This is a genomic window from Xanthomonas chitinilytica, assembly GCF_026107455.2.
Classification (GTDB): Bacteria; Pseudomonadota; Gammaproteobacteria; order Xanthomonadales; family Xanthomonadaceae; genus Stenotrophomonas; species Stenotrophomonas chitinilytica.
The window spans coordinates 239,454-263,709 of the sequence record NZ_JAPCHY010000001.1 but is presented as its reverse complement, the minus strand read 5'-3'; the positions used below and the strand labels follow the sequence as shown (position 1 = coordinate 263,709).

The following is a 24,256-nucleotide window of genomic DNA, read 5'->3' as shown; positions in this document are numbered from 1 at the left end:
TGCGGACTTGATGCAGTAAGTAAACGGAAACGGCCGGGGCAACCCGGCCGTTTCCCGTTGAGGCGGCGCTTGCGGGCTCGCTGCGGGCCGCGTAGGATCGCTGGCGCGAGGAACGCCACCGGCGATCCTCTCCAATGGCGAGCGCAGGCGGCATGCATCCAACGGTCGGGATTCCCGGCCGTTTTGCTTTTTAAGGGGGCGGCGCTACATTCGGCAACCTTGAGGAAGCAAAGCATGGATATGACAACGAAAGAAAAGGCGGCGCGGGCGCTGCCGGTGCAGGATGCGCGGATCTACCCGCGCGGTGGGCTGGATGTGCTGTCGCGGGCCGAAGTGGCGCGCCTGCGCGATGCCTCCAGCGGCGGCATGCACGAACTGCTGCGGCGTTGCGCGCTGGCGGTCCTGACCAGCGGCAGCGCCTCGGACGATCCGCGCGCCGCGCGCGACCTGTATCCGGATTTCGACATCCAGGTGGCGCAGCAGGACCGGGGCGTGCGCATCGACCTGGTCAACGCGCCGGCGATGGCCTTCGTCGACGGCGAGATCATCCGCGGCATCGCCGAGCTGCTGTTCGCGGTGGTGCGCGATCTGGCCTACATGGCGATCGAGCTGGGGCCGCAGTACGCCTCGGACCTGGAATCGTCAGACGGCATCACCAACGCGGTGTTCGGGCTGCTGCGCAACGCCCGCATCCTGCATCCGAGCGAACCCAACCTGGTGGTGTGCTGGGGCGGGCATTCGATTTCCCGCGACGAGTACCTGTACACCAAGCAGGTGGGCTACGAACTGGGCCTGCGCGGCCTGGACATCTGCACCGGCTGCGGTCCGGGTGCGATGAAGGGGCCGATGAAAGGCGCCACCATCGCCCATGCCAAGCAGCGCAAGCACACCACGCGCTACATCGGCATCACCGAGCCGGGCATCATCGCCGCCGAATCGCCGAACCCGATCGTCAACCACCTGGTGATCATGCCGGACATCGAGAAGCGCCTGGAGGCGTTCGTCCGCATCGGTCACGGCATCATCGTCTTCCCCGGCGGCGTGGGTACCGCCGAGGAGATCCTGTACCTGCTGGGAATCCTGCTGCGCGAAGAGAACAAGGCGCTGCCGTTCCCCCTGATCCTCAGCGGGCCGACCATTGCCGCCCCGTACTTCGAGCAGATCGACCGCTTCATCCGCCTCACGCTGGGCGATGACGCGGCCAGCCGCTACGAGATCGTCGTCGGCGACCCGGTGGCGGTGGCGCGCAAGATGTCGCAGGGCATCAAGCGGGTGCGCGAGTACCGCCTGGCGCAGAAGGATTCGTTCTTCTTCAACTGGTCGGTCGACATCCCACTGGAGTACCAGCAGCCGTTCGTGCCGAGTCATGAAGCGATGGCGGCGCTGGACCTGCACCACGGCCGCCCGGCCGACGCCCTGGCGGCGGACCTGCGGCGTGCGTTCTCCGGCATCGTCGCCGGCAACGTCAAGGAAGAGGGCATGCGCCGCATCGAGGAGTTCGGCCCCTTCGAGATCCATGGCGCCCCGGACATGATGCAGGCCCTGGATGGCCTGCTGCGCGCCTTCGTCGAACAGCGCCGGATGAAGATCTCGGGCGAATACCGGCCCTGCTACCGGGTCGTGACCTGAGGTCGGGGTGCTTCCGTCAAAACGTTGACGTCCATCCGCCCAGGTTGACCGTTCGTCCCGCGTTTCTTGCGGAGCTGGGGCGGACGGGGCAACCTTGGGACATCACGCTGGGGAGCGTACCGTATGCCGTTCCGACGAAACACCGGCTTCACCTTGGTCGAGCTGATGATCACCATTGCCGTTTTGGCGGTAATGCTGGCCATCGGCTTCCCGAGTTTCCAGAGTGTCCTCCGATCCAACCGGATCGCGACAGCGACCAACGAGATGATCGCCTCGATGTCGCTGGCGCGCAGCGAAGCCATCAAGAACACCCATGGGACCGGGGTCTGCGCCAGCACCGCCGGCGCAAGCTGCGACGGCGCCAGCTGGGGTGACGGCTGGCTGGTATGGGACGACACCAATGGCGATGGGGCCCTTGACGACGGTGAAACCGTGCTTCGGTTCACTGCCGGCAATCCGAAGGTGTCCGGCGACGACGCCGATCTCACTATCGCCTATGACGCCCGCGGGCGCAGGCGCGCGGCCGCCGATCAGGTCGTGATGCTGCGTCCGGATGAATGCGGTTCGCAGCCGTTGCAGCGGTCGCTGCTGATCAATCGAACAGGACAAATCAAGGTGACGAAGGGGCCCTGTCCATGAGCATGCGGATACGACGGATGCAGCAACCGAGGCGTGGTCGCCAGGGTGGCTTTACCTTGATCGAAGTGATGATTGCCATCCTGGTGCTGGCATTCGGGCTGCTCGGGTTTGCGTTGCTGCAGACCATGAGCGTCCGGTTCGTGCAGAGCGCCAACTACCGTACGCAGGCCACCAACCTGACATACGAGCTGCTGGACCAGGTAAGGGCCAATCGCGTTCTTGCTTCCGCATACCTGGGCAATTATTCGGCATCGATCGACGACGACGATTGCGAGTCGCCGGTCGACGTTGGGCTTGTGGCCGAGGATTTCATCACCGATTGGCGTTGCCGGATGGGCAAGGCCCTGGGCGAGGGCGCCACAGCCACCGTTGAACAGGACGGCAACGAGCTGGTCGTGGCGGTTTCCTGGGGCGACGAGCGTTGGGTCGCGAACCCAGAGAACACCACCTTTACGGCGAGGACCCGACTGTGAGATCGATCTCTTCCCGGACTGCATCGCGCGGCATGACGCTGATCGAGCTGATGATCGCGATGTTGATCGGTCTCGTCCTGATCCTTGGACTGGTGCAGATATTCAGTGCCTCGCGTTCGGCCTACCAGCTGTCCGAAGGATTGGCAAGGACCCAGGAGAATGGGCGTTTTGCCATCGATTACCTGCAGCGTGACCTGCGCATGGCAGGGCATTTCGGCTGCGTGAACGACCAGGCCCATGTCCGCCAGACGCCGTCCGGCTTGACCACGACTTTCGGTGCTGCTGCGCACCCGGCATTGGATTTCTCGGTCTCCATCCAGGGATACGAGGCCAGCGATACCGCACCGGGTGACGAGGTGGAGCTTCTGGAGACCCCCGCCGTGGGCGGAGCTGCGTATACCCCGGCACTGCCTGCGCAGTTCGCTGCTGCGCTCGGCAACCGGGTTGAAGGCAGCGATATCGTGGTGCTGCGTTATCTGGCGCCGGAAGGAGTGCCGATCACCTCCATCGCAGGTACTCCGGTTGCGCCCCAGTTCGGCTTCGATGCGGCGCGTTGGAGCGTGCTGCAGAGCGGCGTGGGCAACCCGGGTCTGTTCGGCGTGGCCGATTGCATGTCGGCAACCGTGTTCCAGGCCGCGGCGGTGAATTCGGGCGGTGGATTGGTCACCGCGGGAGCCGCGCCGAACAACGCCGTCGATTTCACCAACGTCTTCACTTCCGGCCAGGCTGTGCTGTATCGGGCGGAAAGCATCATCTATTACGTCGGATTGAATGGCAGTGGGCGCCCCTCACTGTATCGCCTGAGGTATACGGCGACTCCGAACGGCAACCTTGTCACGGACCCGGAAGAGTTGGTGGAGGGAGTCGAAAACATGCAGATCCTCTATGGGCAGGACCGGGAACTGGCTGCGGCGTCGGCTCCTACCGGCTATATCGATCGGCAAGGCACCGCTGCGGATGTCGCCGCATCGGTGGCGCCTGCGGCAGATGGCTGGCGCAGGGTCGGTACGGTCCAGTTGGGTCTCGTGGCCGCCAGTCCGGACCGGGCCGCATCGCTGCAGGCTTCCCCGGACAACAAGCTCAACGCACTCGGCGTGACTTTCACTGCACCGGCGGATGGTCGTTTCCGCTCGGTCTACCAGACTACCGTTGCGGTACGGAATCGCCTTTATGGCAACTGAGGTCTTCATGCGCAGATCGCACAGTACCCGCATGGGAGGCGCGCGCGAGCGCGGTGCCGTGCTCTATATCGCCCTGATCATGCTGATCCTGCTGGCGCTGATCGGCATCGTCGGCATGCAGGTGACGGGGATGCAGGAGCGGATGGCGGCCAATTACATGCGCGTCAACCAGGCATTCCAGCTGGCGGAAGCCAGCGCCCGATCGGTCGAGGCGGACATCGATTCCGCGGTGAACAGCGGCGTGGGAACCTTCGAGGCGGACCAGGAAGTGTGCGAGCCCATCTTCGACCCACTGACCTGGGCCAACGACGCGACGAATCCGGGGGCGACCCACACGCGTCGGATCGACAAGTGCTTTGCCGCGTCCAGCCGCCGTATTGGCGAGAAGCAAAGCGAAGAGACCGGAAACATCTACGAGATCACGGCCTTGGCCAGTGATGACGACGACAACGCCACCGCTTCGGCGGTGATCAACACGATCTTTATCCCATGAATGCCATCAGACGTCTGTCGCCTGTCGTGACTTCCCCGTGGAGCAAGTTCGCGGGAGTTGCGCTTGTTGTGGGGTTGGTCGCCATCAAGGCAGTGCCACTGCCTGCAGCGGTTGGCGATTACAACCTGTCCCAGTCCCCGCTGTACCTGGGCCAGAGCCAACCACCGTTGATGCTGATGGTGATGTCGCGGGACGAGCAGTTGTTCAACAAGGCCTACAGCGACTATACGGCCCTGGAAGAAGACGGTCCCATCAACACGACGTACGAGGACACCTTCAACTATTCGGGATACTTCGATCCGAAGTTGTGCTACGACTACAGCGGGGGACGGTTCAAGGCGACTGGTCCAGCCGGTGGGGTGAACGAGCACGCATGCGCGGGCAACTGGTCGGGCAACTTCCTCAACTGGGTGACGATGAGCCGCCTGGATATCCTGCGCCACGTGCTATACGGCGGGCAGCGCTCGACGGATACCGCAACCCAGACCATCCTGGAGCGGGCACCGATTCCGAACGACCTGCATGCCTGGGTGAAGGTATACAGCGGCAGCGACATCAACAGTTTCACGCCCTATAACGGAACCACGTCCTTCTGCAACGCCAGTTTCGGCGTGAACGATGCGCCCAAGATGCAGGTTGCATCGGGGAACTGGTCCGAATGGGCCGCCACAGCTTTGAGCCAGTGCGGCGTCAACCGCGGGGGTGAGGCGGCGAACGACGTGCCGAAGAGCCTCGTGGCGGAGATGGACGTTCGCGTGGAAGTGTGCGATCCCGCGGCCAATGCGACCAACCGGCGTGAGAGCTTCTGCCAGAAGTACAGTGATGGCACGACCGATCATTACAAGCCGGTCGGATTGCTGCAGACCTATGGCGAAAGCGGCCGCCTGCGCTTCGGCCTGATCACCGGCACCTACGCCAACCCGCGCGACGGCGGTGTACTCCGCCGCAACATCGGCAAGCTGGCCGGCAATGGCACCGGCAATTGCCAGGCCGGCGATGAGATCAACCTGTCCACCGGGCAGTTCTGCCTGGCGACCAGCAGCGGTGCCGAAGGCATCATCAATACGATTTCCAACTTCCGCTTGACCCAGTGGAACTACGGCAGCAACTGGAACGATTGCAATAACTACAGCATCCTCAATCGCCAGGGCCAGGGGGGGAACGGAAGCCTGACGGACCCGGGTACCGGCTCGCAGAGGTGCAGTGCCTGGGGCAATCCGTTGGCCGAGATGTATTCGGAGGCGCTTCGCTATATCGGCGATATCGGCACGACGCGCACCGGCAGCTACAGCGCCACCGGCGACCTCAGTGGCCTGCCCACCATGGTGAGCTGGCTGGACCCCTATCGTGATCCGGAAGAGGGCGGGAACTCCTACTGCGCCACCTGCAACATCCTGGTGATGTCCTCCAGCTTGCCGTCCTTCGATAGCGACAACATCCAGAGCGTTCCCCATCTCGACTCGGCTGCTGCCGCCACGGATGCGCTGGGAGCAGCGGAGGGTATCAACGGGGGAGCCTATATGATCGGGCGGGTGGGAGAGACGGCCCGCTACGCATCGCTCAATACCCATGAGGATATCTGCCGCGGCCTTACCGTGAGCAACCTCAGCCTGGCGAGGGGCATCTGTCCGGATATCCCGTCGATGGAGGGCAGCTACCTGATGGCGGGCCTGGCGTATGCCGCCGCGACCACGGACCTGCGCCCGGGCCTCCAGGGCAAGCCCGACGACTACAAGGTGACGGCGCAGACCTATGCCGTGGCCTTGGCCGAGAACCTGCCGAAGTTTGAGATTGCGGTCGCCGGCGGCAAGATCTCGCTGGCGCCTCTTTGCCAGGCCAACAACGATGGTTCCGCCGGGAAGAATTCCACGGGCTGGCGCAGCTGTTTCCTCGGCTCGGTCGGCGTGGGTACCAAGGTGTCGACCGTCTCTCCGAACTATGTCTACGGTCGGCCGCTGAAGGCGGACGGCAGTGCCGGCAGTTTCTCGCTGGTGTGGGAGGATTCGTTGTGGGGCAACGACCACGACAACGACGTCGTGTCGATGATGACCTACTGCGTTGGCGCCGCTTGCCGCGAGACGGGCGCATTCCGCGACATCTGCTGGCGCGCCGGCAATTCCAGCGAATGCACCGGAGGAAGCCTGACGGCCACGATCGGTGCGGACGAAGTCCTGGTCCGGATCGAGAACCTGTCTGCCTACGCCGGCAACGCGATGCTGACCGGTTATACCGTGGTTGGCTCCACTGCCGCCGAGAATGTGCAGCGCTTGGCATTGCGTCCCGGCAACAGCAACGGCTCGGTGCTGACCACCACGGCAAATCCGCCCGCCAATTGGGATGCGCCGCAGGTCCGCAGGTACAAGCTCGGTACCGGCCAGGCGGGAGCGCTCGAAAGCCCGCTGTGGTATGCCGCCAAGTACGGCGGTTTTACCGACGCCAATGGCAACGGCATTCCGGACCCGGGCGAGTGGGACAGCGAGACGCCAGGTACGCCCGACAACTACTTCCTCGCCCGTAATCCGACCAAGTTGAAGGAGCGGCTGGGCGCCATCTTCGAGCGTGCCGCGGGCAGCAATGCCCCGGTATCGGGAGGAGGATCCGGCGCGCGTATCAGTACCGGCTCGTTTACCGTTTCGGCCAGTTACAACGTGCCGACCGGGTCCAACGACTGGACGGGCGATGTCACCGCGACCCAGGTCTCCGCCGAAGGAGACGACGGTGCCACCCTGTGGAGCGCTGCGTCCAGGCTGGATGCTTCGGACCGGGATATCTTCATCGTGACCCGGCCGACAACGGTGGACGCGAATGGCGATCTTGTCCGCGCCACCGCGGCGGAGTTCCAGGCGGACAACGTGCCGGGCGCCAACCGGGCACAGAAGCTGGCGAACATGGGCCTGGCTGCGATCCCGACCTGGTTCGGTTCCCAGTCCGTGGAAACGCTGGTCGCCTACCTGCGCGGCAACCCCGCGCCCGGCGCCGGGTTCCGGGCGCGCACGTCGCTTATGGGCGATGTCGTCAACTCCGCACCGGAAGTCGTGTCGCCCCGCGACGATTTCGGCTACGGGGCATGGGCCAGCTATGGCAGCGTTGCCTGGAAGCAGTCGCTGGGTACCAGCTACAAGGCGTTCATGGCGGCGAAGAGCGCTACCGGAGCCGCGCCAGCCATGGTGTATGTCGGTGCGAACGACGGCATGTTGCATGGCTTCAATGCGTCTCCCGGTTCCGCGGGAGGAACGGAGGAGTTCGCGTTCATTCCATCCGCATCACTGGCGCACATGGCGGAACTCGCAAACCCGGGCTACAGCCACCGTTACTACGTGGATGGCTTGTTGACCACGTCCGACGTGCATTACGACGACGAGTGGCATACGGTCCTGGTGGGCTCCACCGGTGCAGGCGGTGCGTCCCAGGCGCCATCGGCGACCGCGGGGGGGCATGGCTCCGTCTTCGGCCTGAACATCTCCGATCCGCAGAACTTCGATGCCGACGATGTGCTGTGGGAAGTGACCGGCCGTGACGATGCCGATATGGGGTTCGTGCTGGGCAAGCCGGTTGTCGTGCCGGTTCATGCGGAAAACGGCGGGCCGCGATTCGTGGCGCTGTTCGGCAATGGCGTGAACTCGGTCAACGGTCGCCCCGTGCTGTATGTGGTCGACATCCAGACCGGCGAAGTGATCCGCAGGCTGTCGCCCACGGGAGCGGACTACGCCCATCGCAACGGTCTGATGAATATCGCGCCGATCGCGGTACACAACCACGATGGCATCGCCGATACGGTGTACGGCGGCGACATGCAGGGCAACCTCTGGAAGTTCGATCTGACCGATGCCGATCCGGCCAGCTGGAGCATAGCCTTCAGCGGTAGTCCGCTGTTCACTGCAACGCATGGCGGGACGCCGCAACCGATTACCGGTGGGATCGAGGTTTCCAGTGGCCCCGGCGGCGGTATCAGCCTGTTCTTCGGCACCGGCCAGTATTTCGCCGAGGGCGACAATACCGGTGGCACGGGGCTGCCGGTGCAGAGCCTGTTCGGGATATGGGACAACCTCTCGCAACCGATCGCCGGCAGGGACGACCTGATCGGCCAGGTCGTGGTGGCCGGAACCAATTTGAACGGCTATCAGACCCGGGCCGTCTCGAGCAACGCGGTGAGTTATGTCACCAAGCGTGGCTGGTATCTGGATCTTCAGGTGGTCGGTGGAATGGCCCTGGGTGAGCGCTTCGTGGGAACGCCCAGCATCCAGAACGGACGGGTTTTCTTCACGACCTTCACGCCTGGCGAGGCCACCTGCTCGGCGGGCGGTGGCATCAACTGGCTCTACGGCCTGAACCTGTTGACGGGGGCCGGCAGCATGTCGGGCGTCAGCACCTCCATTGGGGGAGACTCGGTATGTACCGGTGACTGCGGGGCCGTATCCCTCAACAACGGCAGCAACGCGACCAGCCCGCCGGTCCGGGACACCAGCATCTTTGTGCCGAAGCTGGAGCCCTGCGATCCGACCGATCCGGACTGCACCGTGGATGACCTGATCACCGCCGAACAGTGCACCTTCGTTCTGCGGGCAGTCGGGGCGGATCCGCTGTACATGCCCCGGCCTTGCGGCCGGCAATCCTGGCGTCAGGTTCGTTAATGGGAGCTCGTATGTTGCCTTTGAAAATCGTATCCCGCCGGCAGCACGCTGGTTTCACGTTGATCGAGTTGATGATCGTTGTCGCGGTGATCGCGATTCTGGCGGCGGTCGCCTACCCGTCCTACCAGGAGCAGATCCGGAAGTCGCGGCGGGCGCAGGCCAAGGCCGACCTGGTGGAATACATGCAGTTGGCCGAGAGGTATCACACCGTGAACAACTCGTACGTCGACTTCGAACTGCCGGCTGATCAGTCCCCCCGCGAAGCTGGAGCGGTGGCGCGTTATGAGTTGCGTGTCGAGGATGCGACGCAGTCGACGATCACCATCGTTGCGATTGCTCAGGACCCGCAGACGGCGGACAAGTGCGGGGATCTGAGCCTCAACCAGGCCGGTGTGAAGGACAACAGCAAGGGGGAGCTGGCTGATTGCTGGTAGGACGGGGGAGAGCGAAAAAATCCGGTTCCAACGCTTGCCCTTCCCGAAAACGCCCCTTACAATGCGCACCTCGCCCGAATAGCTCAGCCGGTTAGAGCACTTGACTGTTAATCAGGGGGTCGTTGGTTCGAGTCCAACTTCGGGCGCCAGATGTTGCAAAAAGCCGCGAGAAATCGCGGCTTTTTGCTTTTCTCCGGTCTGCGTCGGAGTGTGCCGAAGATGTCGCCCACGTGGCCTCAGTGGTTGCAGGCCTGGGTACCCCGGGGGCGTTCCGAGCGTACCCGTCCGAGGTTGTTGACGACCACGCTTCCCAGCAATCGCTCCTCCTGGCAGACCCTCACCGTGATGTTGCTGCCGCTGGTCTTGCCGTTGGGTTGAAAGCGCACGGCGCGTCGTCCATCGGACGACAGGATCACCAGGGAACGAGGTGCCGGCGCGCGTTCATTCCGGAGAATGTCCGTTCCCTGGGCGGGTTGCCCTTTGCGTCCTGGGTCCAGGTACATCAACCAGCCTTCGCTCCAGTCCCAGTCGCTGCGACACGTGCCATCCCCGCGGCTGGGGCAGACGCTGACATGGGTACGCCGCGTTATGGCGGTGCTGCGGGCGATGGCGAACTGGGCGGCAATCGCATGCAGGCTGGCAGCGGCGCGCTGGCGCTCCAGTGCCTTTGCAAAGGCCGGCAGCGCCACGCTGGATGTCGCCAGGATGATCGCCATGACCATCAAGGCCTCCAGCAGCGTATGGCCCGAGGCTGCTCGACGGAGAGCCTTGGGTGGGAGGGGTGGCGTCCTTGCCATGATCCTTCCTTCGGTGGGCCCCGAGCCAGGGCACGGAGCCATCTTCGACGGATGGGAGGGCGGGGGATATCGGCCGGCAGCCCGGTCGAGGGTAGGAAAACCGCCCACCCGGTTGTCACCGGAGCGCTCGCTATACTGGTCGGCCCGCGCCGTGCCTGACGACTATGACCGACCGCTTCCAGCTTGTTTCCCCCTATTCGCCCGCGGGCGATCAGCCGCAGGCGATCGAGAAGCTGGTTTCCAACTTCGAGGCCGGAGTAGCCAAGCAGACGCTGCTCGGCGTCACCGGCTCGGGCAAGACCTACACCATCGCCAATGTGGTGCAGCAGGTGCAGAAGCCGACCCTGGTGATGGCGCCGAACAAGACGCTGGCGGCGCAGCTCTACGGCGAATTCAAGGCATTCTTCCCGCACAACGCGGTGGAGTACTTCGTCAGCTACTACGACTATTACCAGCCCGAGGCTTATGTGCCGTCGTCGGATACCTTCATCGAGAAGGACAGTTCGATCAACGAGCATATCGAGCAGATGCGGCTGGCGGCGACCAAGACCCTGCTGTCGCGCCCGGATGCGCTGGTGGTGGCTACGGTATCGGCGATCTACGGCCTGGGTGCACCGGAAGACTACCTTTCGCTGCGGCTGATCCTGTCGCGCGGCGAACGCATCGACCAGCGCGACCTGATCAACCACCTGACCCAGCTGCAGTACACCCGCAACGAATACGAGCTGCACCGTGGCACCTTCCGCGTGCGTGGCGAGGTGATCGACGTGTTCCCGGCCGAGTCGGACAGCGAGGCGCTGCGCATCGAATTGTTCGATGGCGAGGTCGAGAAGATCACGATGTTCGATCCGCTCACCGGCGAGACCCTGCGCAACCTGATGCGCTTCACCGTCTATCCCAAGACCCACTACGCGACCACGCGCGAGCGTGTGCTCGGCGCGGTGGAGACGATCAAGGTCGAGCTGAAGGAACGCCTGGAGCAGCTGTATGCGCAGAACAAGCTGGTCGAGGCGCAACGGCTGGCGCAGCGCACGCAGTTCGACCTGGAGATGATGGCCGAGGTGGGCTACTGCAACGGCATCGAGAACTACTCGCGGCACCTCACCGGCAAGGCCGCCGGCGAACCTCCGCCGACGCTGTTCGATTACCTGCCGGCCGACGCGCTGCTGGTGATCGACGAATCGCACGTGACCATTCCGCAGATCGGCGCGATGTTCAAGGGCGACCGCTCGCGCAAGGAAACCCTGGTGGAATTCGGTTTCCGGCTGCCCTCGGCGCTGGACAACCGCCCGCTGCGGTTCGAGGAATGGGAGGCGCGCTCGCCGCGCAGCATCTACGTGTCCGCAACACCGGGGCCGTACGAGCTGCGTGAATCGGGCGAGGAAATCACCGAGCTGGTCGTGCGTCCGACCGGCCTGATCGATCCCCGGGTCGAGATCCGTCCGGTGGCGACCCAGGTCGACGACCTGATGTCCGAGGTCCACGAACGCATCAAGCTCGGCGACCGCGTGCTGGTCACCACGCTGACCAAGCGCATGGCCGAGAACCTGACCGAATATCTCGGCGAGCACGGTATCCGCGTGCGCTACCTGCACTCGGACGTGGACACGGTGGAGCGGGTGGAGATCATCCGCGACCTGCGGCTGGGCAAGTTCGACGTGCTGGTCGGGATCAACCTGTTGCGCGAGGGGTTGGACATGCCCGAGGTGTCGCTGGTGGCGATCCTCGATGCCGACAAGGAAGGCTTCCTGCGTTCGACCGGCTCCCTCATCCAGACCATCGGCCGTGCCGCGCGCAACCTGCGCGGCAAGGCGATCCTGTATGCCGACCGGATCACCCGCTCGATGCAGGCGGCGATCGACGAGACCGACCGCCGCCGCGCCAAGCAGGTGGAGTACAACGAGGCCCACGGCATCGTGCCCAAGTCAGTGGCACGGCCGATCGTCGACATCCTGGAAGGTGCGCGGTCGGAAGCGGCGAACGAGGGCAAGGTCGGCAAGGGGCGTGGCCGGCGCGTGGCCGAGGAAGCCGGCGACTACCGGGCCCTGGATCCGGCCCAGCTCGCCGCGCGGTTGAAGACGCTGGAACAGCAGATGTACCAGCACGCCCGGGATCTGGAATTCGAAGACGCCGCACGGATCCGGGACCAGATCCGCCAGCTCAAGGAGGCCAGTCTGGGGTAGGTTGAAGACCCCGGCAGAATTTTTCGGAAATCTATTGTCCTTCCCGAAGGGCTGGACTAGAATACGCGCCCCGCAACGAGCAATTCGTAGCGGAAAGGGCGGTTAGCTCAGCGGTAGAGCACTACCTTGACATGGTAGGGGTCACAGGTTCGAACCCTGTACCGCCCACCACTTGAAACCCAGGCGGCAGCGCGGTTTCAGTGGATTGATTTTATCCAGATAATCTTGCGCTGACCCCGGACTGGACCTGCGAAGGCAGGGCGCCGGGGTGTTCGTTTCATGGGGCATCCGGGAGCCATCCCCGCAGGTTTCAGCGGGCAGACGGCCGGACTTTCCACAGCTGCCAAGCGTTCCGGTCACGCGATGGCCCGGCCATCCCGAAGCCGCCAGTGCCAATGCGCGAAAAGGATGTCGCCATGGCATCTCACCTGTCTGCCTGGGGCGCATCGCGCGAGATCGCGTACCGCAGTCGCATGCCGATGATCCGGTGGCTATCGATCCCGAGGGGCGATAGCCGGGGGGCGGAAGGCGGGAGTGGCTTGCTTCTCCATCCGGCGCACTGCCCGTCCATGGCCGGCCGCGAGTCGTTGGCCGGCTTGGGGCGGATAGGGCGGTGCTGTCAAAAAGTTGAGTGCTGCGTCGCATTTTTGGCGCGGAAACACCTGTCGGCCGCTTGCCAAACCCGGGCGATCGGGCACCATTGTCCGGATTCCGGCGGCCGATCGTGGTTGCAGCGGCCTTGAGTGCCACTCCAGGGGCGCCGGACAAGGGGGCGTTGCCGGGCGATTTTCCGTGCGGTTGGTGCCGATGATCCAGTGGAGGCCGCGCAGGTATGCCGGCCGGTCAGGGAGGATGTTGCTTGTTCCGGAACAAACCTGCGGTTGCGTTGGGGATGGTGCTTCTTGCGTTGGTGGTGGGCTACGTGTTGTCCGGCTACCTGACGCTGCTGCTCCTGAAACTGGATACCGGCCTACTGGGGGTGGACACGTATTATCGCTACCTGCGTGCACTGGACCTGCCGCAGCTGGCCCCCTTCGCCGGCAAGATCAAGTTGGCCGGTTTCCTCGGATTCGGTATCCCGATCCTGCTGTGTCTGGTCGGGCTGGCGCTGATGTTCAAGCCCGGCAAGAAGTCGCTGCATGGCGATGCGCGTTTTGCCTCCGCGGCCGATCTGTCCAAGCACGGGCTGTTCAAGCGCGCCTCCAATGGCATCGTGGTGGGGAAATTCGGCGGCAAGCTGGTGCGGCTGTCGGGGCAGCAATTCGTGATCCTCGCCGCGCCTACGCGCTCGGGCAAGGGCGTGGGCATCGTCATTCCGAACCTGCTCGAATACCAGGAGTCGGTGGTGGTGCTGGACATCAAGCAGGAGAACTTCGACCTGACCAGCGGCTGGCGCGCCAGCCAGGGGCAGGAAGTGTTCCTGTTCAACCCGTTCGCCGAGGACCGGCGCACCCATCGCTGGAACCCGCTGAGCTACGTCTCCGACGACCCAGCGTTCCGGATTTCCGACCTGATGGCCATCGCGGCGATGCTCTATCCCGATGGCTCGGACGACCAGAAGTTCTGGGTCAGCCAGGCGCGCAATGCCTTCATGGCCTTCGCGCTGTACCTGTTCGAGAACCGCGACGATGAGCGCAGGACGGGCTTTCCGGGAATGGGCGAGCCGACGCTGGGGGCGATCTACCGGTTGTCCACCGGCGATGGCAGCGATCTGCGCCAGTATCTGAAGGCGCTGTCGGCCAGGGAGTTCCTCAGCAGCAATGCGCGTTCGGCATTCGCCAACCTGCTGTCGCAGGCCGATGAGACCTTTGCCTCGATCATGGGTACGTTCAAGGAACCTCTCAATCCCTGGATCAACCCGGTGCTGGACGCGGCGACCAGTGCCAACGACTTCCGGCTCACCGACCTGCGCCGCAAGAAGATGACGATCTACATCGGCATCCAGCCCAACAAGCTGGCCGAGAGCCGCCTGATCATCAATCTCTTCTTCAGCCAGATCATCAACCTCAACACCCGCGAGCTGCCAACCAGCAATCCGGAGCTGAAGTACCAGTGCCTGCTGCTGATGGACGAGTTCACCGCCATCGGCAGGGTCGACATCATCGCCTCGGCAGTGTCCTACATGGCCGGCTACAACGTGCGCCTGCTGCCGATCATCCAGAGCATGGCCCAGCTCGATGCCACCTACGGCAAGGACGTGTCGCGCACCATCATCACCAACCACGCCCTGCAGATCCTGTATGCCCCGCGCGAGCAGCAGGACGCCAACGACTACTCCGAGATGCTCGGTTACACCACCATCCGCCGGAAGAACGTCACCAAGGGGCGTGAGACCTCGCACAGCTTCTCCGAGGAGCGCCGCGCGCTGATGCTGCCGCAGGAGCTCAAGGCCATGGGGCAGGAGCGGGAGGTATTCCTGTACGAGGGAATACCGCATCCGGTGAAGTGCGAAAAGATCCGCTACTACAAGGATCGGCACTTCACTTCGCGATTGCTGCCGAAGGCCGAGGTTCCCTTGGTGAAGGTGTGAAGATGCGATCCCGTATGGCGATTTATTGTGACGTCCGTCAATAAACCGGCACAAGGTGTGCCGGATCTGGCTGAATTCAAGCCAAACGCTTGACGTTTCACGCAGTCCTCGGCAAATTTGCCGCACGTCGGTAGCTGACGTAAGAGGTCTTAATCTGACGTGGTAGACCAGATGGTCCCGCGCAGAATCAGGGGGCAGGACATGGAAGTTTGGCAAGTGTGCAAGGCAGCAGTTGATGGGGTTCGAGCCAGGGGCAGCACCATTCGTTCGATGACCCGTCATGTCGCTTTCATGCGGCAGTGGCAAGTTGCGGCAGGGCGCATCCCTGCAATCTGACCAGGCAAGCGCGTGCCAGCCGACAGGGCTGGCGCGGCGTTGCCCAATGCATCCATTTCACCGATGAAGTCCTGTAGGACACGGAGAGGGGAACGTGAGGCAAGTGCAGTTCAAATATCTTGCGGTATTGCTTGTTGTGGCGCTTCTGGGGGGCTGCGGGACCACTCCTGCGCCGGACTTCGGGGGGCGTTGGAAGCCGGTGAATCGATTCGCCGAGTCCACCACGGCCATTCCCCTGTACTCGTCCTATGTCTTCCAGGCTTCGCCCTCGGACGGCACGCTCAAGCGCATGCTTGAGAGATGGGCGAAAGATACGGGCGTGAAGCTGGACTACGGCATCAATACCGACTACACGCTGTTCAGCCCGGTAGCGAAAGTAAGCACGACCAATCTCTCCGAAGCATTGGCTGCACTCAATTCGGCGTATTCCGCCCAGGGGATATCGATTTCAAATGATGTCTCGCAGATTTCGGTGCGTGCATCGAGTGCCGAAGGGGGCTGATTCCGGCGTGCCCTGCGGGTAACGCTCTTCACCAACATGCTGGTCCCGTGCTCCAGATGCCCGGGCTGGCGCCTCTCTTCTCCCTGACAACAATCGGGAAACGACCAGAACCCCATGCGACGCAAGAAGGACGACAGCAACCCGAAGATTCAGAGCGCGGTTGCCAAATCGGTCAATTACGAGGTCAGCATCGCCGACCTGGCCAAGCGCAGCGAACGCCGTGCCTGGATGGTGGCGGGTGGTTCGCTCGTCATGTCGCTGATCCTGGCGGGTGGCTACTTCTACATGCTGCCTTTGAAGGAAAAGGTGCCTTACCTGGTGATGGCGGACGCCTACACCGGCACCGCGAGCATGGCCCGTCTGACGGGGAATTTCGGCGATACCGGAATCACCGCCAGCGAAGCCTTGAATCGAAGCAACATCAGTCACTTCGTCATGGCCCGCGAGTCGTACGATGCCGCGCTGATTTCGCAGGGGGACTGGAAGACCGTCTATACGATGGCTGCGCCACAGGTGGCTTCGGGATATACGCAGCTGCACTCGAGGAACAACCCGGATAGCCCGTACAACAGGCTCGGCACGACTCGTGCCATCCGCGTGCGCATCCTCAGCATCGTATTCCAGGGGGCCAAGGGACGGACGCCGACCGGTGCCACGGTCCGCTTCCAGCGCAGTCTCTACGACAAGACGTCCGGAACGAGCAAATTCCTGGACAACAAGATCGCGACCATGTCGTTCATCTACGACTCGAACCTCAAGATGAGCGAGTCGGACCGGATCGCCAACCCTTTGGGCTTCCGGGTGACGGGGTACCGGGTGGACAGCGATTTCGCGGATACCCCGCCCGTGACTTCGGACTCGGCCCTGCAGCAGGCGGCGGAGGAGATGCGCTCCTTGCAGGGTGCCGCACCGACTGTTCCGGCTGGCCCAGAGCAGCCCATGCAACAGCCTCCGACAGCCGATGCGGCAGCGGAAGTCGCGCCCGACCAGATACAACCTTATCCCTCATATCCCACTGATCCTTCCATGCAGCAGCAAATGCCGGCGGTCCAGCCGCAGCAGCCTGCCGCGACCCAACGCTAACGGAGCAAGCGACGGATGAAAGTGTTCAAACGATCTTGCCTGACGATCCTGATGGCCTTCTTGGCCTGGGTAGGCCATCCCGAGGTGGCAGGTGCCCAGATCGTGGACGAGTATGTCTATGAGCAGGACAAGATCTATACCGTCAAGACCGGGTTGGGAATCACCACCCAGATCGAGCTGAGTCCTTATGAAGAAGTACTCGACTACAGCACCGGTTTCAGCAGTGGCTGGGAGCTGACCCGTCGCGACAACGTGTTTTACCTGAAACCCAGGAATACGGACGTCGATACCAACATGATGATCCGCACGGCAACCAACTCCTACATCTTCGAGTTGAAGGTGGTTGCCACCGACTGGAGGACCCTGGAGCAGGCCAAGGCCGCGGGTGTCCAGTACAAGATCCGCTTCGCCTATCCGGGCGACGTGCAGTTCGCGAATGCCAAGAAGGAAACGACGGATGCGGCCGACAAGCCGGCATCCGAGCTCGATGTCGATATCGACAAGAATCGGGCCTATTACTTCAACTATGAGTTCGCGTCGCGCGACAAGCGCTCGTTCCTGATTCCGAGTAATGCCTATGACGATGGCAAGTTCACGTACATAAAGCTCAATATCGCAGGTTTCCCCACTGCGAATTTCCCGGCTGTGTTCGGGCGAAGCAGTCGTGATGGCGATGAGTTCGTAGTCAACACCACGGTGGAAGGAAATACCTTGATCGTACATGGAACCTACCCGTACCTGGTGCTTCGGCACGGGAACAAGGTGGTGGGGATTCGTAGGAGCGTCGTCAAATGAGCCAGCAACCGCCGCATGATCCGCGTGACGAAGTTCGCGCCAACGAAGAAGACGTAGTCGGCAACAATCCGTATTACGCCCGGCAACAGGAACGTGAAGCGGAGCCGGACCTCGATGCCGGCGCTCCCGAGCTGCGGACCACCGAGTCGCAGCGGATGAACCGCAAGGCGCTTTTCTTCCTGGCCGCCATTGCCGCGGTCCTGATGATGTTTGCCTTCCTCGTCGTGCGCGGTATCGGCGGCAAGGAAGAGAAGCCAAGGCCGAAGCGTGAGGAAACCGTGGTCGTGCCCGACATTCGGCCGTTGCCACCTGTCGTGGAGGCGCCACCACCGATTCCGGTGCAGCCGCAGCTGCCGCCCATGCCGCAACCACCGGATCCCATGCCATTGCCCGCGAACCTGCAAGACGCGTCGGAGTCGCGTGGGCCGTCGTTGCTGGAGCGGCGCATCCTGGCAAGTTCTGCAGGTGACGCCGGCGAGTACGGCCACGGCCATGATGCAGGCGCTGAGATGGCTGGTGGAATTCCTGGCATGCCGGGTACCGCGCAGGCAAAGGTGGAGCGCGCGACCAGTGCCCGCTTCATCCAGAAGCCGAACGCATTGCTGGTGCGCGGCACTTATATTCGTTGCATCCTGGAGAGTCGCATCATCAGCGATTTCGGTGGCTTCACGTCCTGCATGGTCACCGAGCCGGTTTACTCGATCAACGGCCGCACCCTCCTGTTGCCCAAGGGATCTAAGATCCTGGGGACCTACCAGGGCGGCGCGAACAGGGGCGCTCGCATCGAGGTGATATGGGATCGCATCACCACGCCGACCGGTATCGACGTGAGCATGAGCAGCCCCGGCGTCGATAATCTGGGTAGTGCCGGCGTACCTGGCCAATACGATGCACACTGGGGTAGTCGCATCGGCGCGGCGTTGTTGATCAGCATGATCAGCGATGGCTTCAAGTATGCCGCCGCCGAGAATGGCCCTTCTTCGTACTCGTACGGCGGCGGCAACATCGTCGTCGAACAGCCCTACGAGAGCGCCACCGCACGCACCATGGAGCGTATGGCGAACCAGGCGATCGATGAGAGCATGGCGCAACGCAGGCCAACGGTCACTGTCAACCAAGGCACCATCATCAACGTCTACGTGTCGCGTGACGTGGACTTCTCGGGTGTCGTGTCCCTGTACTGAGCACAGAGATGAATATCGCTGAGAACATTGACGACGCGCCCCTGGCACAGGTCTCCAATGTGTTCCTTGATTACCAGTACGAAGTGCTGGGTATCCAGGGATTCATGTCCGATTCTTCGGTCACGGAGATCTGCATCAACCGCCCGGGCGAGCTCTACCTCGAGACGCGCGGCGGCTGGCAGCGCGTCGAGGTGCCGGGGCTCACTTTCGAGCGCGCGCGGCAGTTCTGCACCGCGGTGGTCAATGAAAGCAACACCGGGCAGCGCATCACCGACGCCGACCCGGTGGTTTCGCTGACCTTCCCGACCGGTCAGCGTGCCCAGTTCGTTATTCCTCCAGCATGCGATGCCGGCAAGGTCTCCATCACCATCCGCCTGCCATCCAAGCAGAGTCGTACCCTGGCCCAATACGATCAGGACGGTTTTTTCGACGAGATTCTGGAGGCTGGCAACGTCCTGTCCGACCACGATCGTGAACTGCTGGAGCTGCGACAGCAGCGCAAATACGCCGAATTCTTCCGTCAGGCAGTCCACTACAAGAAGAACATCGTCGTTGCGGGAGCCACCGGCAGTGGCAAGACCACATTCATGAAATCGCTGGTGGAGCATATCCCCGCCGAAGAGCGATTGGTGACGATCGAGGACGCACGGGAGCTTTTCATCTCCCAGCCCAACGTCGTCCATTTGCTTTATTCAAAGGGTGGGCAGAGCACCAGCAACGTGACCGCGAAGAGCTGCATGGAGGCCTGCCTGCGCATGAAGCCCGATCGCATCATCCTGGCCGAATTGCGAGGTGACGAATCGTTCTACTTCATCCGCAACTGCGCCTCCGGCCACCCTGGCTCCATTACCAGCTGCCACGCTGGCAGCACCGCGCAGACCTGGGACCAGCTGGCGTTGATGGTGAAAGCGTCAGCCGAAGGGGCAGGGCTCGAGTTCAACACCATCAAGCGCCTGTTGATGATGACCATCGATATCCTGGTGCACATAAAGGCTCATGCCGGTCGCCGCTACATAACCGGTATCGATTTCAATCCCATGCGTGAGTTCCCGGAGTGACGAAGATGATAGGAATGTCATCGCCTTCCAAGGAATCAAGGCATTGCCGGGCCACTTCAGAGGAGGCACATTGATGTTGCCTGGACTGGAATTGGCAGCCTGTACCGATCTGGCGGTTCCGCTGGACGTCATGCGGCATGTCGTGAAGGTGGAGTCCTCCTTCAATCCCTATGCGATCGGGGTGGTCGGCGGGCGTCTGGTGCGGCAGCCGGACAATCTTCCGGAGGCGCTCTCTACCGTGCGGATGCTCGAAGAGAAGGGCTACAACTTCTCTCTGGGGTTGGCGCAGGTAAATCGCTACAACCTGCAACGATATGGTCTTGCCACGTACGAGCAAGCGTTCGAGGTGTGCCCCAATCTCGTGGCTGGCTCCCGGATCCTGGCCGAATGCTACGGAAGGGCGGGAGGCGACTGGGGCAAGTCCTTCAGCTGCTACTACTCTGGAAACTTCACCACTGGCTTCCGCCATGGTTATGTCCAGAAGGTCTACGCCTCCATCAGTAATGGTGCCGCCGAAATCGCAGCATCCGATGTCGCACCCATTGCCGTGGTGGAGAATACGGGGCGCAAGAAGGTGGAGGCGAGCACCTTCCCCGCCCAGGGGCGGAGGGACGTGGTCACGTCCAGGATGGGTGTGGACCGCCCCCAGCGACACAGCAGTGCGCAGGAAACGCCGATGGTCGGGTTCGGTAATGATGACGAACCTGCTCGTGCAGTGCCAGCAAGCAGGCCCGCTGGCGCAGCAGTTCAGGCGACGGTCCCGGTACCGGCCATCGATGACCCGCGGATGCAACCGGCAGTTCCAACCGTTAGTGTCGCCGGCGCGCATCCGGCGTCCATTGCGCCTGCGGCAGGAGCGCCATCGGCGCAGGTACGGGTTCAGGCGCCCAACCATGACAGTGCTTTCGTTTTCTGACGGCTGACCCCCGGATCGGCCGAATCCTGGAGGTCCCCCCTCCATCCCGTAGAAAGTGGTACCACTAAACCAAGGAGATCCCCATGGAAATCAATCCTCTCATCCAGCAGAAGAACCGCAAGGCCATCGTCGACAACGCTGTTTCCGTGAGCAAGACCCTGCTGAAGGCGGTGGCGCTCACCGCCATGTTCGCGCTTCCGGCTTTCGCTGATGGCGGCTTCGCGGATACCGACAAGAAGGTCTGTGGCTTCCTCGACAACATCAATGGCCTGTTGAGCATGGCGTCCATCGCGGTCGTGACGATCGCCGTCATCTTTGCCGGTTACCAGATCGCTTTCGCCCACAAGCGCATCAGCGACGTATCCCCGATCCTGATCGGTGGCCTCCTGATCGGCGCCGCGGGCCAGATCGCTTCGATGGTCATCGGCAAGGGCGACGGCGCCAGCGAATGCAGCGCGATGATCGTCAACAGCGTGGCGCCGTACCTTGCATAAGAACGTGGTCTTCCGCGGCTGCACCCGCCCGCCTATGTTCATGGGGGTGCCCTATGTTCCCTTCTTTCTGGGGGCGGGTGGGGTGCTGCTGCTGTCGATGTACACCAACCTGTTCTTCCTGCTGCTGATGCCGGTGGTCATTTTCATCATGCGCCAGCTGACACGGCGCGACGAGATGATTTTCCGGTTGCTCGGCCTGAAGCTGCAGGTACGGCTGCGCATGCGCAACATCCGCGATCACAACGGTATGTGGGTGCTCACGCCAAACAGCTATAGGCAAAAGCCACCTTTGCAGTAACCGGCCAGGTGCCGGCCCTTTGGGGCCGGCATCGGGTTTGTTCCATCCAATTTCGCAGAACGCAATTCCATGCCCAATGCCAGATTCATGCCGGATACGCCGATCAGCGAGTTCATCCCGCTGTCGAGCCATGTAGCCCCATCGGTGGTGAAGACCACGGGTGGCGACTATCTGCTGACCTGGCATCTGGAAGGGCTGCCTTTCGTCGGCCGGGAGGAGTGGGATCTCGAGCACCGGCACAACACGTTCAATCGTCTGTTGCAGACACTGCGGGCCCCCGATTTCGTCAACGTCGCGTTCTGGGTCCACGATATCCGTCGGCGCCGGCGCATCGATACGCGCAACAAGTTCGACCAGAAGTTCAACCAGGAACTATCCGACGCCTATTTCACGTCGCTTTCTGCGCAGAAGCTGATGCAGAACGACCTTTATCTGACCATGCTTTACCGCCCGGTGGTCACCGGCAAGCGGTTTGTGGAGAAATCGGCCGACACCAGCAAGCTGCAGGCCGAGCAGGACCAGGCGGTTGCGAAGCTGATGGAGCTCGCCAGCAATGTTGAGGCGGTCCTGAAGGAATATTCGCCTTACCGCCTGGGGATGTACGAGGCGTCCAACGGTATCGTGTTTTCCGAGACGCTCGAGTTCTTCGGCTACCTGATCAACCGTATCGAGGAACCGGTGCCGGTACTCGCTGCCCCCGTGCACGACTATCTGCCGGTCAGCCGGCATATGTTCTCCACCAAGACCGGCGACTTCGTGGTCAGTACGCCGAGTGGTGGCCAGCAGTTCGGCGCGATTCTCAATGTCAAGGAGTATGCCGACTCCACCTATCCCGGCATCCTCAACGGGTTGAAGTACCTCGATTTCGAGTATGTGATCACCCATTCGTTCAGTCCCATGGGGCGCCACGATGCCCTGAAGGTACTGGAACGGACCAAGGGCATGATGGTGTCCTCTGGCGACAAGGCGGTCAGCCAGATCGTGGAGCTGGACTACGCGATGGACCAGCTCGCCTCGGGAAATTTCGTGCTGGGTGAGTACCACTTCATCATCAGCATCTATGCGGAGAACCAGGACAAGCTGTCGCAGCAGGTCGCGGCGACCCGTGCCGAGCTTTCGAATGCGGGCTTTGTTTCGGCGAAGGAAGACATCGCCGTCACGGCTTCCTTCTACTCGCAGATTCCCGCGAACTGGAAGTACAGGACACGCCTGGCCAATCTCAGTTCACTGAACTTCCTCGGATTGTCCCCGCTGCACAACTTTGCCGGCGGCAAGAAGTCCAATAACCCGTGGGGCGATTGTGTCACCACGCTGCAGACGACCAATGGGCAGCCCTATTTCTTCAATTTCCACGCCACCCATCCGGGCGAGAACTCGCTGGGAGAGAAGGCCATCGCCAATACCATGGTGATCGGCAAGTCGGGTACCGGCAAGACCGCATTGATCAACTTCCTGCTCAGCCAGGTACAAAAGCTCGATCCCGGGCCCACGATCTTCTTCTTCGACAAGGATCGCGGCGCGGAGATCTTCGTCCGGGCCTGTGGCGGCAATTACCTCGCACTGGAGAACGGCCAGCCGACGGGGTTCAATCCGTTCCAGTGCGAGCGCAACGAAGCCAATATCCAGTTCCTTGCCGAGTTGATCAAGGTGCTGGCAGGCAAGTCGGCCTATAGCGCACGTGAAGAGGAGGATATCTACCGCGCGGTGGAGAACATGCTCGACACGCCGCCGCACCTGCGCAACATGACGAACTTCCAGAAGAGTCTGCCCAACATGGGCGACGACGGCCTGTATGCACGCATGCGGCGCTGGACCGCGGGCAATGCGCTGGGCTGGGTGTTCGACAACCCGGTAGACACGATCGACTTGCAGAAAGCCAATATCATCGGCTTCGACTACACGGACATCATCGACAATCCGGAAGTCCGGGTGCCGGTCATCAATTACCTGCTGCACCGCCTCGAGGCGCTGATCGACGGCCGGCGGCTGATCTATGTGATGGACGAGTTCTGGAAGATCCTGGATGGCAAGGGGGGATTGAAGGAGTTCGCCAAGAACAAGCAGAAGACCATCCGCAAGCAGAACGGTCTCGGCATTTTCGCCACCCAGAGTCCCGAGGATGCGCTGGCCAGCGACATCTCCGCGGCATTGGTGGAGCAGACGGCCACGATGATCCTGTTGCCCAATCCGAATGCGAGCAAGCAGGACTACATGGATGGCCTGAAGCTTACCGAGTCCGAATACCAGGTCGTGGTCAGCCTCGACGAACGGTCGCGTTGTTTCCTGGTCAAGCAGGGGCATGCCTCGACAGTGTGCCAGCTGAACCTGCGGGGCCTGGACGACGCGCTTTCGGTCATCTCCGCTTCCACGGACAACATCGAGATCATGCACGAAGTGCTTCACCGGCGCTCGATCGAGCTGGGTATCGCAGAGGATGCGCTTACCCCGGAACAATGGCTCCAGGATTTCTATGAGAACCGCAAGGGGTCGGGCAAGTCGGCACGGCCCGAGCGTGGATTACGTGGTCCTCACGCGGTCAGTGGAAACTAAGGATGCAATGCGTCCGGGTAGATTATGGGAACGGGAATTCGGGAAATTCA

General features: G+C 62.4%; 19 protein-coding genes and 2 tRNA genes. 20 read left to right on the top strand and 1 reads right to left on the bottom strand.

Translation table 11 applies throughout. The features are described 5' to 3' along the window. Positions 1 to 240: 240 nt before the first annotated feature. The 8 genes from ppnN (at position 241) to OK345_RS01135 (ending at position 9,629) form a co-directional block, all read left to right on the top strand. Positions 241 to 1,629, top strand: coding sequence for a nucleotide 5'-monophosphate nucleosidase PpnN (ppnN, locus tag OK345_RS01170; protein ID WP_265126063.1), 1,389 nt, complete (start codon positions 241 to 243; stop codon positions 1,627 to 1,629). Positions 1,630 to 1,752: 123 nt separating this feature from the next. Then, on the top strand, positions 1,753 to 2,268 hold the full coding sequence (locus OK345_RS01165; RefSeq protein WP_265126062.1) for a GspH/FimT family pseudopilin: 516 nt from the start codon (positions 1,753 to 1,755) through the stop codon (positions 2,266 to 2,268). 2 nt (positions 2,269 to 2,270) lie between these two features. Beyond that, the gene (gene pilV / locus OK345_RS01160; protein WP_265126246.1) at positions 2,271 to 2,741 is read left to right on the top strand and encodes a type IV pilus modification protein PilV; all 471 of its coding nucleotides are present in this window, start codon (positions 2,271 to 2,273) and stop codon (positions 2,739 to 2,741) included. Next, entirely contained in the window at positions 2,738 to 3,922 is a 1,185-nt protein-coding gene (locus OK345_RS01155) for a PilW family protein (RefSeq protein ID WP_265154835.1), read from the top strand. The genes pilV and OK345_RS01155 overlap by 4 nt, the downstream gene beginning before the upstream one ends. Continuing rightward, entirely contained in the window at positions 3,912 to 4,415 is a 504-nt protein-coding gene (locus OK345_RS01150; RefSeq protein ID WP_265126061.1) for a pilus assembly PilX family protein, read from the top strand. Before OK345_RS01155 ends, OK345_RS01150 begins: the two co-directional genes overlap by 11 nt. Next, positions 4,412 to 9,046, top strand: coding sequence for a pilus assembly protein (locus tag OK345_RS01145; protein WP_265126060.1), 4,635 nt, complete (start codon positions 4,412 to 4,414; stop codon positions 9,044 to 9,046). Before OK345_RS01150 ends, OK345_RS01145 begins: the two co-directional genes overlap by 4 nt. A gap of 11 nt (positions 9,047 to 9,057) precedes the next feature. Continuing rightward, positions 9,058 to 9,480, top strand: a complete 423-nt coding sequence (locus OK345_RS01140) for a type IV pilin protein (RefSeq protein WP_265126059.1) — start codon at positions 9,058 to 9,060, stop codon at positions 9,478 to 9,480. Between the two features lie 72 nt (positions 9,481 to 9,552). Continuing rightward, positions 9,553 to 9,629: transfer RNA gene (locus tag OK345_RS01135), tRNA-Asn, on the top strand. Positions 9,630 to 9,716: 87 nt separating this feature from the next. Here the strand turns inward: OK345_RS01135 and OK345_RS01130 are convergent. After that, entirely contained in the window at positions 9,717 to 10,202 is a 486-nt protein-coding gene (locus OK345_RS01130) for a GspH/FimT family pseudopilin (RefSeq protein ID WP_265126058.1), read from the bottom strand. A 239-nt stretch (positions 10,203 to 10,441) separates the two neighbouring features. On the opposite strand from OK345_RS01130, the gene uvrB reads away from it, so the two are divergent. The 12 genes from uvrB to OK345_RS01070 all read left to right on the top strand — a co-directional run bounded on the left by uvrB (position 10,442) and on the right by OK345_RS01070 (position 24,206). After that, positions 10,442 to 12,460: an excinuclease ABC subunit UvrB gene (gene uvrB / locus OK345_RS01125; RefSeq protein WP_265126057.1), complete on the top strand. Its 2,019-nt coding sequence runs from the start codon at positions 10,442 to 10,444 to the stop codon at positions 12,458 to 12,460. A 96-nt stretch (positions 12,461 to 12,556) separates the two neighbouring features. Further along, positions 12,557 to 12,631 (top strand) — tRNA-Val (locus OK345_RS01120). 721 nt (positions 12,632 to 13,352) lie between these two features. After that, complete coding sequence (locus OK345_RS01115; RefSeq protein WP_265126056.1) at positions 13,353 to 14,990, top strand: type IV secretory system conjugative DNA transfer family protein; 1,638 nt, start codon at positions 13,353 to 13,355, stop codon at positions 14,988 to 14,990. A gap of 430 nt (positions 14,991 to 15,420) precedes the next feature. Beyond that, on the top strand, positions 15,421 to 15,828 hold the full coding sequence (locus OK345_RS01110; protein WP_425510932.1) for a hypothetical protein: 408 nt from the start codon (positions 15,421 to 15,423) through the stop codon (positions 15,826 to 15,828). 114 nt (positions 15,829 to 15,942) lie between these two features. Further along, entirely contained in the window at positions 15,943 to 16,911 is a 969-nt protein-coding gene (locus tag OK345_RS01105) for a VirB8 family type IV secretion system protein (protein ID WP_265126054.1), read from the top strand. Positions 16,912 to 16,926: 15 nt separating this feature from the next. Then, positions 16,927 to 17,706: a TrbG/VirB9 family P-type conjugative transfer protein gene (locus OK345_RS01100; RefSeq protein ID WP_265154837.1), complete on the top strand. Its 780-nt coding sequence runs from the start codon at positions 16,927 to 16,929 to the stop codon at positions 17,704 to 17,706. Next, positions 17,703 to 18,890 (top strand): TrbI/VirB10 family protein, encoded by a 1,188-nt coding sequence (locus OK345_RS01095; protein WP_265126053.1) that lies wholly within the window; start codon positions 17,703 to 17,705, stop codon positions 18,888 to 18,890. The genes OK345_RS01100 and OK345_RS01095 overlap by 4 nt, the downstream gene beginning before the upstream one ends. 8 nt (positions 18,891 to 18,898) lie before the next feature. After that, positions 18,899 to 19,948, top strand: a complete 1,050-nt coding sequence (gene virB11, locus OK345_RS01090) for a P-type DNA transfer ATPase VirB11 (protein WP_265126052.1) — start codon at positions 18,899 to 18,901, stop codon at positions 19,946 to 19,948. Positions 19,949 to 20,033: 85 nt separating this feature from the next. After that, complete coding sequence (locus OK345_RS17740; protein ID WP_425510941.1) at positions 20,034 to 20,864, top strand: lytic transglycosylase domain-containing protein; 831 nt, start codon at positions 20,034 to 20,036, stop codon at positions 20,862 to 20,864. Positions 20,865 to 20,947: 83 nt separating this feature from the next. Then, positions 20,948 to 21,358, top strand: a complete 411-nt coding sequence (locus tag OK345_RS01080; RefSeq protein WP_265126051.1) for a TrbC/VirB2 family protein — start codon at positions 20,948 to 20,950, stop codon at positions 21,356 to 21,358. Then, positions 21,351 to 21,656: a VirB3 family type IV secretion system protein gene (locus OK345_RS01075; RefSeq protein WP_265126050.1), complete on the top strand. Its 306-nt coding sequence runs from the start codon at positions 21,351 to 21,353 to the stop codon at positions 21,654 to 21,656. Before OK345_RS01080 ends, OK345_RS01075 begins: the two co-directional genes overlap by 8 nt. A gap of 69 nt (positions 21,657 to 21,725) precedes the next feature. Then, positions 21,726 to 24,206 (top strand): VirB4 family type IV secretion/conjugal transfer ATPase, encoded by a 2,481-nt coding sequence (locus OK345_RS01070; RefSeq protein WP_265126049.1) that lies wholly within the window; start codon positions 21,726 to 21,728, stop codon positions 24,204 to 24,206. Positions 24,207 to 24,256 lie beyond the last annotated feature (50 nt).

Bases quoted from the DNA above. Each gene is read 5' to 3' on its own strand.
- ppnN (WP_265126063.1), top strand. From the start codon at position 241: ATGACAACGAAAGAAAAGGCGGCGCGGGCGCTGCCGGTGCAGGATGCG.
- OK345_RS01165 (WP_265126062.1), top strand. From the start codon at position 1,753: ATGCCGTTCCGACGAAACACCGGCTTCACCTTGGTCGAGCTGATGATC.
- pilV (WP_265126246.1), top strand. From the start codon at position 2,271: ATGCGGATACGACGGATGCAGCAACCGAGGCGTGGTCGCCAGGGTGGC.
- OK345_RS01150 (WP_265126061.1), top strand. From the start codon at position 3,912: ATGGCAACTGAGGTCTTCATGCGCAGATCGCACAGTACCCGCATGGGA.
- OK345_RS01145 (WP_265126060.1), top strand. From the start codon at position 4,412: ATGAATGCCATCAGACGTCTGTCGCCTGTCGTGACTTCCCCGTGGAGC.
- OK345_RS01140 (WP_265126059.1), top strand. From the start codon at position 9,058: ATGTTGCCTTTGAAAATCGTATCCCGCCGGCAGCACGCTGGTTTCACG.
- OK345_RS01130 (WP_265126058.1), bottom strand. From the start codon at position 10,202: ATGGTCATGGCGATCATCCTGGCGACATCCAGCGTGGCGCTGCCGGCC.
- uvrB (WP_265126057.1), top strand. From the start codon at position 10,442: ATGACCGACCGCTTCCAGCTTGTTTCCCCCTATTCGCCCGCGGGCGAT.
- OK345_RS01115 (WP_265126056.1), top strand. From the start codon at position 13,353: ATGGTGCTTCTTGCGTTGGTGGTGGGCTACGTGTTGTCCGGCTACCTG.
- OK345_RS01105 (WP_265126054.1), top strand. From the start codon at position 15,943: ATGCGACGCAAGAAGGACGACAGCAACCCGAAGATTCAGAGCGCGGTT.
- OK345_RS01100 (WP_265154837.1), top strand. From the start codon at position 16,927: ATGAAAGTGTTCAAACGATCTTGCCTGACGATCCTGATGGCCTTCTTG.
- OK345_RS01095 (WP_265126053.1), top strand. From the start codon at position 17,703: ATGAGCCAGCAACCGCCGCATGATCCGCGTGACGAAGTTCGCGCCAAC.
- virB11 (WP_265126052.1), top strand. From the start codon at position 18,899: ATGAATATCGCTGAGAACATTGACGACGCGCCCCTGGCACAGGTCTCC.
- OK345_RS01080 (WP_265126051.1), top strand. From the start codon at position 20,948: ATGGAAATCAATCCTCTCATCCAGCAGAAGAACCGCAAGGCCATCGTC.
- OK345_RS01070 (WP_265126049.1), top strand. From the start codon at position 21,726: ATGCCCAATGCCAGATTCATGCCGGATACGCCGATCAGCGAGTTCATC.